Source organism: Moorena sp. SIO2C4, from assembly GCF_010672485.1.
Taxonomy (GTDB): domain Bacteria; phylum Cyanobacteriota; class Cyanobacteriia; order Cyanobacteriales; family Coleofasciculaceae; genus Moorena; species Moorena producens.
The window spans coordinates 1-6,749 of the sequence record NZ_JAAHGN010000359.1 but is presented as its reverse complement, the minus strand read 5'-3'; the positions used below and the strand labels follow the sequence as shown (position 1 = coordinate 6,749).

At 45.0% G+C, this 6,749-nt stretch carries 7 protein-coding genes and 1 pseudogene; 4 read left to right on the top strand and 4 right to left on the bottom strand.

Features of this window, described 5'->3' with window-relative positions; genetic code table 11:
• Nucleotides 1-26: 26 nt before the first annotated feature.
• On the bottom strand, nucleotides 27-293 hold the full coding sequence (locus F6K20_RS18845; protein ID WP_008178035.1) for a hypothetical protein: 267 nt from the start codon (nucleotides 291-293) through the stop codon (nucleotides 27-29).
• Nucleotides 294-1,154: 861 nt separating this feature from the next.
• Here F6K20_RS18845 and F6K20_RS18840 point away from each other — a divergent pair.
• The 3 genes and pseudogenes from F6K20_RS18840 to F6K20_RS40715 form a co-directional block, all read left to right on the top strand.
• Entirely contained in the window at nucleotides 1,155-1,460 is a 306-nt protein-coding gene (locus tag F6K20_RS18840; RefSeq protein WP_287295627.1) for a transposase, read from the top strand.
• Nucleotides 1,461-1,476: 16 nt separating this feature from the next.
• Nucleotides 1,477-1,686 (top strand): transposase, encoded by a 210-nt coding sequence (locus tag F6K20_RS18835; RefSeq protein WP_008182333.1) that lies wholly within the window; start codon nucleotides 1,477-1,479, stop codon nucleotides 1,684-1,686.
• A gap of 35 nt (nucleotides 1,687-1,721) precedes the next feature.
• Nucleotides 1,722-1,847: pseudogene (locus F6K20_RS40715) on the top strand (IS5-like element ISMra2 family transposase); the annotation flags it as partial.
• A 168-nt stretch (nucleotides 1,848-2,015) separates the two neighbouring features.
• Here F6K20_RS40715 and F6K20_RS18825 read toward each other — a convergent pair.
• Together F6K20_RS18825 and F6K20_RS18820 are read right to left on the bottom strand one after the other, a co-directional pair.
• Complete coding sequence (locus F6K20_RS18825) at nucleotides 2,016-3,125, bottom strand: hypothetical protein (RefSeq protein ID WP_008182336.1); 1,110 nt, start codon at nucleotides 3,123-3,125, stop codon at nucleotides 2,016-2,018.
• A gap of 103 nt (nucleotides 3,126-3,228) precedes the next feature.
• Nucleotides 3,229-3,579 (bottom strand): DUF565 domain-containing protein, encoded by a 351-nt coding sequence (locus F6K20_RS18820; protein WP_008182338.1) that lies wholly within the window; start codon nucleotides 3,577-3,579, stop codon nucleotides 3,229-3,231.
• 102 nt (nucleotides 3,580-3,681) lie between these two features.
• Between F6K20_RS18820 and F6K20_RS18815 the strand changes: the two genes are divergently transcribed.
• Nucleotides 3,682-5,619, top strand: coding sequence for an ArnT family glycosyltransferase (locus tag F6K20_RS18815; protein WP_008182340.1), 1,938 nt, complete (start codon nucleotides 3,682-3,684; stop codon nucleotides 5,617-5,619).
• Between the two features lie 119 nt (nucleotides 5,620-5,738).
• Here F6K20_RS18815 and F6K20_RS18810 read toward each other — a convergent pair whose 3' ends face one another.
• Nucleotides 5,739-6,719 carry a T6SS phospholipase effector Tle1-like catalytic domain-containing protein gene (locus F6K20_RS18810; RefSeq protein WP_287295625.1) on the bottom strand — a complete coding sequence of 327 codons (981 nt, stop codon included), beginning with the start codon at nucleotides 6,717-6,719 and terminating at the stop codon, nucleotides 5,739-5,741.
• Nucleotides 6,720-6,749 lie beyond the last annotated feature (30 nt).

Genomic DNA, 6,749 nt, shown 5'->3' with positions numbered 1-6,749 from the left:
GTTGGTCCCCCAATTCTGGGGGACTTTTAGAAGCAAATTGACTCTTGTTCCCCCCAAGCGAGGGATTGCTCGCTTGGGGGGTCAGGGGGGCAAAATTCAGTATCAAAAAACTTGGGAGATATCCTCTTAGACACTCTCTCGCTAGTGAATTCTTGATTGAGCATGACTGAGTCTGGGTTCAAGCTTTTAGCAATTTGCTCAATTTTCTGCTTCACCCCTGGTAAAGCTTTAAAGCCTTGACGAGCTTCACTCAATCCCCCAGCAATTATACTAAATTTCTCTTTTCTTGACACTCCCCGCCCGCTTATGAGCGGGGATTCTTGGCTCTATGACTCGTCGTGGCTCTTTCAAACCGGAGTCAGAAAAAGTAGAGGACAAATCTCCCCAAGCGTTTAGATCCTAGATAATGGTTTCGGTGTGCCCCACCGTACCTTTTTTAGATGAATAGACAGATACTTTTTTATCTAAGTTTTTCATAGACGTTGTAGTCGTTAGACCAAATTACGCAATACGTATCTCATACATATTTTTTACGTTATCTACTTATTTTTAGATAGTATTTATCTAGCTTTTTAGTTTATTGTAAGGGTTTTTATTATAACACGCTCTGTGAAAACTGTCAAGTTTTAGCTGAAAAAGAAGGGAGCATCCCATTTTGGAAACAATATTACCCAAAGCAACGATATTTCAAGGGTTTCAGCCCCCTAAAAAGAGCTAACGTGCCAAATTGGGATGCTCCCAAAAAGAAAGCCGTCTCTAGAAGTTACCGTAAGAGTTAAGAAGCCTTAATTAATAAGTTTTAACCCTTTTGCTCATAGCCTGCTCCCAATAAATGCTTCTTAACTCTGAGGCGCGCGTCTCCTATAAGGACGGGGCGCGATTACCCAAAATTTTTGGTAAAAAGACGCACGGAAGTAGCACAAAAACGAATGGAGATTGCTAACAGAGGCGAGTTAACCGACGAACAGTGGGAAAAGCAAAGCGCCCTTATTACCACCTCAAAAAGCTTGGGAACGAAGTTACCGTAAGATAGGGTCGCCTTAATCAATAAGTTTTAACCCTTTTACCCATAGCCTGTCGCCCATAAAGGCGACCCTATCTAAGGTTTCGTCTCCGGACTGGAAAACCAGCACATGACAATCGTTCCATCATTAATGGGATTATCACCGATCTTGAGAACAGGCGCACCCTGGAGAGATTTACCTCCGGATTACGGAATTCACAGTACAGTCTCCAGTCGGTTCTACCGATGGCGAAAACCTGGTATTTGGGATCAAATTTGGGCAGGTCTTCAACAAAAAGCTGTAGCCGTTGGGCTGATTGATTGGGAAGTCCATTTTGCCGACAGTACCGTAGTCAGAGCACATCCACATGCGGCGGTCGCAAAAGAGGGCAACAAAACCAAGCTAAGCGGCGTAGCACTTGGAGGTTTCTCTACAAAAGTCCACAAAGCGAGCTGAAGGGTTTGGAAAACCAATGGTTTTTGTCCTAACATCAGCTTGTAGTCATGACACCATTGCTTTTGATGACTTACTGACTGGAGGAAAAGTCAAAGGAATTGGACTTCGAAGACCAAAAAGTCGATTTCGCTACTTTTTAGGTGATAAAGCTTACAGTAGTCAAGCAATTAGAGAAAAACTGCGTTTTCAGGGAGCAACCCCTATTATTCCCCCCGAAAAGCAATGAGAAAAAACGAGAACGCTTCAATCGGGGTCTGCAAACGAGAACGAAATCGAGTCGAACGACTTATTAATCGCCTCAAGCAAAATCGACGAATCGCAACTCGTTATGAGAAATATGCCATCAATTATCAAGCGATGTTGACTATTGCCTCTATATTACTCTGGCACGAGAAGTGCATGGGGTCAGATCAGTCAAACGAGCAGGGATTTTCAACCAGCCGTACCAGCAATCCCGGTGCTTGTTTACTACCTCCCGTTGATTAGCTGACGCCTAAGGGCTGATAGCACCTCAAGCAGCGTGCGCTACGCGCATATGCTTACGTTGATTTTATCCTAATCAGCATCCCCTGGTGAATAAATCACACCAGGTGTGTGGTCAGGATTAATTTCAACCACCAAGTCTACTAGATTTGGGTTTCGAGTCAGGGGTGTAATAAATAATTCTGGATGGAGAGCTTTCCAAAAATAGTTGACAAAATCTCTAATTTGTGAATCTTCCATCCCTGACTTACCCTGAGCAATCATCTGTTTCTCTGCCTGTAGTCGCCATTGCTGACTGAGGCGGTAGTCAGTAGGGTAGAGTACCATCAATCGGTCTAATCGTTCCCACAGGGGTACATAAAGCCTCAGTTGCTGATTCATATCCCGAGCAAACTCTCGGTCTTCCAAGGTATGAATCGGTTCTGGAACAGAGCCATCAAACGCTTCTGGCTCAATGGGTCGAACCCCAACAAACCACCCTTCAAACAATACAATATCAATACTTTCGACCACCTCTGGAGTGATTCGGTCTCCAGCCCCCCCAAAAGCTGATTTATCAAACCGAGGCACGAGGATTTGTGGCGTAGGGGAAGGGGATCGTAATTGGTCTAATAGCTGTAAACCCAGCTCAACATCATGAGTTCCAGGGGGACCACGCCAGATCAGCCTGCGGTCTTGTTCTTGAAGCTGTTGTCGCTCCTTGTAGGTTTTGTAGAGGTCATCGATAGACAGGCTGAGAGTGCGTTCGCTGAAAGCGGGACGAAGTCCATCGCCTAATTTGTGGAGAATCACACTTAAGACTGCCGCTAGAGTGGTTTTCCCGGTGCCCTGCCCTCCTAATATGCCCTGAATCAAAGGACGTCCCAGCTGTTTACGACAGGATACCAACTCCATGGCTAAAGGAAGCCAGAGGTTCCAGAGGCATAAGAGAGTCTTTTGCTGTGTTTCAGGAGTAGTTTCAAAATACGGTAGACGGAGAATATCTGGGTAGACTATCTCAAACAAATGCGATCGCGCTTGGATTACCTGTTCACCATTATCCTCTGTGATGCCAAACGCCTTTGCCTTTAGGTGATCAGCCAGTTCCTCAGCCAAGAGTTGCTGAGATTCAAGGGGATTGGGTGTTTTTCCTGATACCCACTGCTCGAGAATTTGACCAACGCTCTTGGTGTCACTTGTCATTTATCGTTTCTCGGTCAGTAGTTGCATCAGACGTCTCCCTTGTTAGGATTCAGCAGTAATTACTCAGCAGTGATTACTAACTCATTAGTAACTGATTACTATTTTAAGAGCCAAGCTTGAAGGCTTCTAAATACATACTGTATACCAGACCAATTTTAAAAGCATTGACTACATCTGCCAACCATGAAACCCGGTCAACGGTTTGATTTAATTGGCCTTTTGGAAATTTACCGCTATAAATCAACCGGTTAACTGCTTCTGTAAAAACAATCAACATCCCAGATAGTATCCATTCCTGGCCAGTTCCTGCTGTAGTACACAGGGCTTGTCCTACCAAGAAGCCAAACAGAAAGCTAATCAGGACCATCGACAGGCGTCGCCAGGGATTAGCAAACCATAGCCCCAGCCGCGTCCATAAAAAATCAACTAAATTATTAAGACGGGTATTCTGCATCTACTACACTCGTTGAAATAAGAATAACACACGTGTAGACCATGCTATCCGTTTTTGGAATAATGATAGCCTGCTAGACCTCAATCACACCCTAGCCCATTGATGAAGTTTACATTAGCTAATAGGTTTAAAAATTGGTGGCAATCTTGGCAACAGCATCCCACCACCATCTGGACACTTTCTATTCTGTGGTTACTCCTGATCAGCTGGCTAGCTTTTTTGTGGAATTTGGGCAACATCGGTTTAGTAGATGAAACTGAACCCTTGTTTGCTGAGGCCGCTCGCCAGATGACGGTGACAGGTGACTGGATTACCCCTTATTTCAATGGTGAGACTCGCTTTGATAAACCCCCCCTAATCTACTGGTTGATGGCAATTGGTTACCGGTTGATTGGGGTGAATGAATGGGCAGTAAGACTGCCGTCAGCCTTGAGTGCGATCGCATTAACTGGATTAGCCTTTTACACCCTACGATATTATGGGATTTCCCGTCCTGCTGCCTTTACCCCTGATGTAGAGTCAAGTCAGCACAGGGATAGCAAAATCAACTCTTCCTATCGCCAGCGCCAGTTGTGGATCTGTGCCTGGATTGGTTCAACCCTGATGGCAGTGAATCTTCAAACCATTATCTGGGCAAGAACCGGTGTATCAGATATGCTACTCAGCGCCTGTGTCGGGGGTGCATTACTAAGTTTTTTTCTAGGGTATGCCCATCGAAACCATAGGAACACAGGAGCACAGGAGCTCGGAAGCAGCGAAAAAACTGTTGCTAAAAGCCCCTCACCCCCTCACAAATACCCTTGCCGTTGGTACCTAGCCTGTTATGTGCTCATTGCTCTAGCTATCCTTACCAAAGGACCAGTCGGTATCGTTCTACCCACACTAATTATTGGTGGTTTTCTGCTTTACCTGGGCAATGGCAGGGAAGTATTGCAGGAAATGTGCTTATTTAGAGGCATTGTGATTATTTTGGCTCTGACACTACCTTGGTATCTATTAGTAACCCTAGCCAATGGGCAAGCCTATATCGACTCGTTTTTTGGATATCACAATATTCAACGCTTTACTCGCACCGTTAACCGCCACGCTGGGCCTTGGTATTTTTATTTTCCAGTAGTACTAGTAGCTTTTGCCCCTTGGTCGAGCTACTTGCCGTTTGCGATCGCACGACTAAAATTTTGGCGGCGGGTGCGGTGGAGTAACTCACCCCGTTCTACTCATTTGGGTTTATTTGCTCTGTTCTGGTTTGTAGGGATTTTCGGCTTTTTTACCATTGCTGCCACTAAACTACCCAGCTATGTGCTACCCCTAATTCCAGCTGCCGCCATTCTTTTGGCTTTATTGTGGAGTGACCAACTCACCCATACTAGTACCCTTTCCTGGTCTGCCCGTGTGCCCCTTTCCCGATCCATGCTACTCAGTAGCCTATTTAACCTCTTGTTGTTAATTGCCCTTGCCACTGCCATTTTTTTGGCTCCCGAATATATCGGTAGTGGACCAGCAGCACCAGACTTACCGGAGCAGTTGCAAGAATCCGGCTTAATGGTGAGGGGAGGTATTATTTGGAGTATAACTGCTATTGTAGCAGCACTGTTGCTCTGGCGACGTTGGTTGTTTGGGCTATGGATAGTCAACCTAGTGGGATTTTTAGCCTTTCTTATTTTCGTGTTGACCCCTACTTTCTTGTTAGTGGATCAAGTGCGTCAATTACCCCTACGGCAATTATCTGCCATTGCTGTTCAAGAAAAGCAATCGTCAGAAGAATTGATTATGATTGGTTTCAAAAAACCCAGTGTGGTTTTTTACACCCAGCAACCCGTCACCTACATGAGCAAAGGTAAAAAAGCACGAAATTACATGAAAGAAATAGCAGTGACTCAGCCTTCACCTCCCTCCGTTTTGATGTTAGCTAGGAAGAAAAGGCTAAAGAAAGCCAAGCTAAAACCTGAGCAATATACTACCTTAGCTAGTCTTGGTCCCTATAAACTCATTCGCGTTTCCAAACAAGTTTTTGTTGATAAATCTAAAATTAAAAACTAAAAGTTTAGTTGTCACACTTCACACTTCACACTTCATACTTCATACTTCACAATTTTATTCAAATAACAAATTACTAATTATTAGCTGTTGACTAGTAAACCAAAATTGACATCATTATTTTACTTCTGTTGCTTAAGTTGTAATAGTTGATTTAGTCTGGGGCCGTGCTTGTCAGCCAGATTCCTCGGTCGATAATCAGGCCGCTTCATCCAGCGTTCTATTACACTCTGGTGAAGGTCATCAAAGTTATCCGAAATCTCCCGTAGCTTGCGCCCTGTGAACTTGAATAGACCCAGAGCATTGTTGAAATCAATATCATAATCAAGGTTGATACCAGTAGGAATTGCCCTTGGGTCAAACTCAAGACCAAGACCGATCTTGCCGATTGAGTCCATCATCCACTGCAGTGCGCCGTCGGACAAGCCGCTCTGCTCCTGGGAGCCACCACCGACGGAGCCGTGAACCCCTGGAAACCATACTTCACGAACAACCTGGGTCTGGGAAAGGTGGCTTTTGTCCATTGGCGTCACGTCAAAGACTTTGCGCTGCTCATCAATGGATACAGCGTGCAACCCATGCTCAATAATCGGACTCAAAGAGGTATCGTGGAATCTGTACCTCTTGTTAAACCTTTTGTCAAACCACAAAAAGGGGGATAAATTAGGGATACCAAGGGAACCAACCGTGTCCCAGCAGCCAAGCAAGGTAATGGGGACACTTTCTCCGTATTTTTTGCGGAATTCTACCATTTGTTGGTGATTGGGCTTGATATCCCGAGAGCGGTACATTTCGTAGGCTTCCGGAGCTTTACGGATCTCGGAGCGGGATAGCAAGCCTGATTTATAAATCATTCCAGCTAGACTGCGCACTGTATAAGCCCCACGGCTGAAACCGAATAGGTAGATTTCGTCACCAGGGATGTAGTTCAGGCAAAGAAAGCGATAAGCATCCTGGATATTGGTATCAATCCCTCTGCCAAAAGCGCCACCGAAAAGCTTGCTCTTCAGAGAGTCTTCTGTGCCAATTCCCTCATCGTAGAATACGATTTGTAGAACTCCGTGACTACCCAATGCTTTAACTGCCTGAGAAATCTTAACCACATTGCTTGGGTAAGTACTTGATAACTCTTA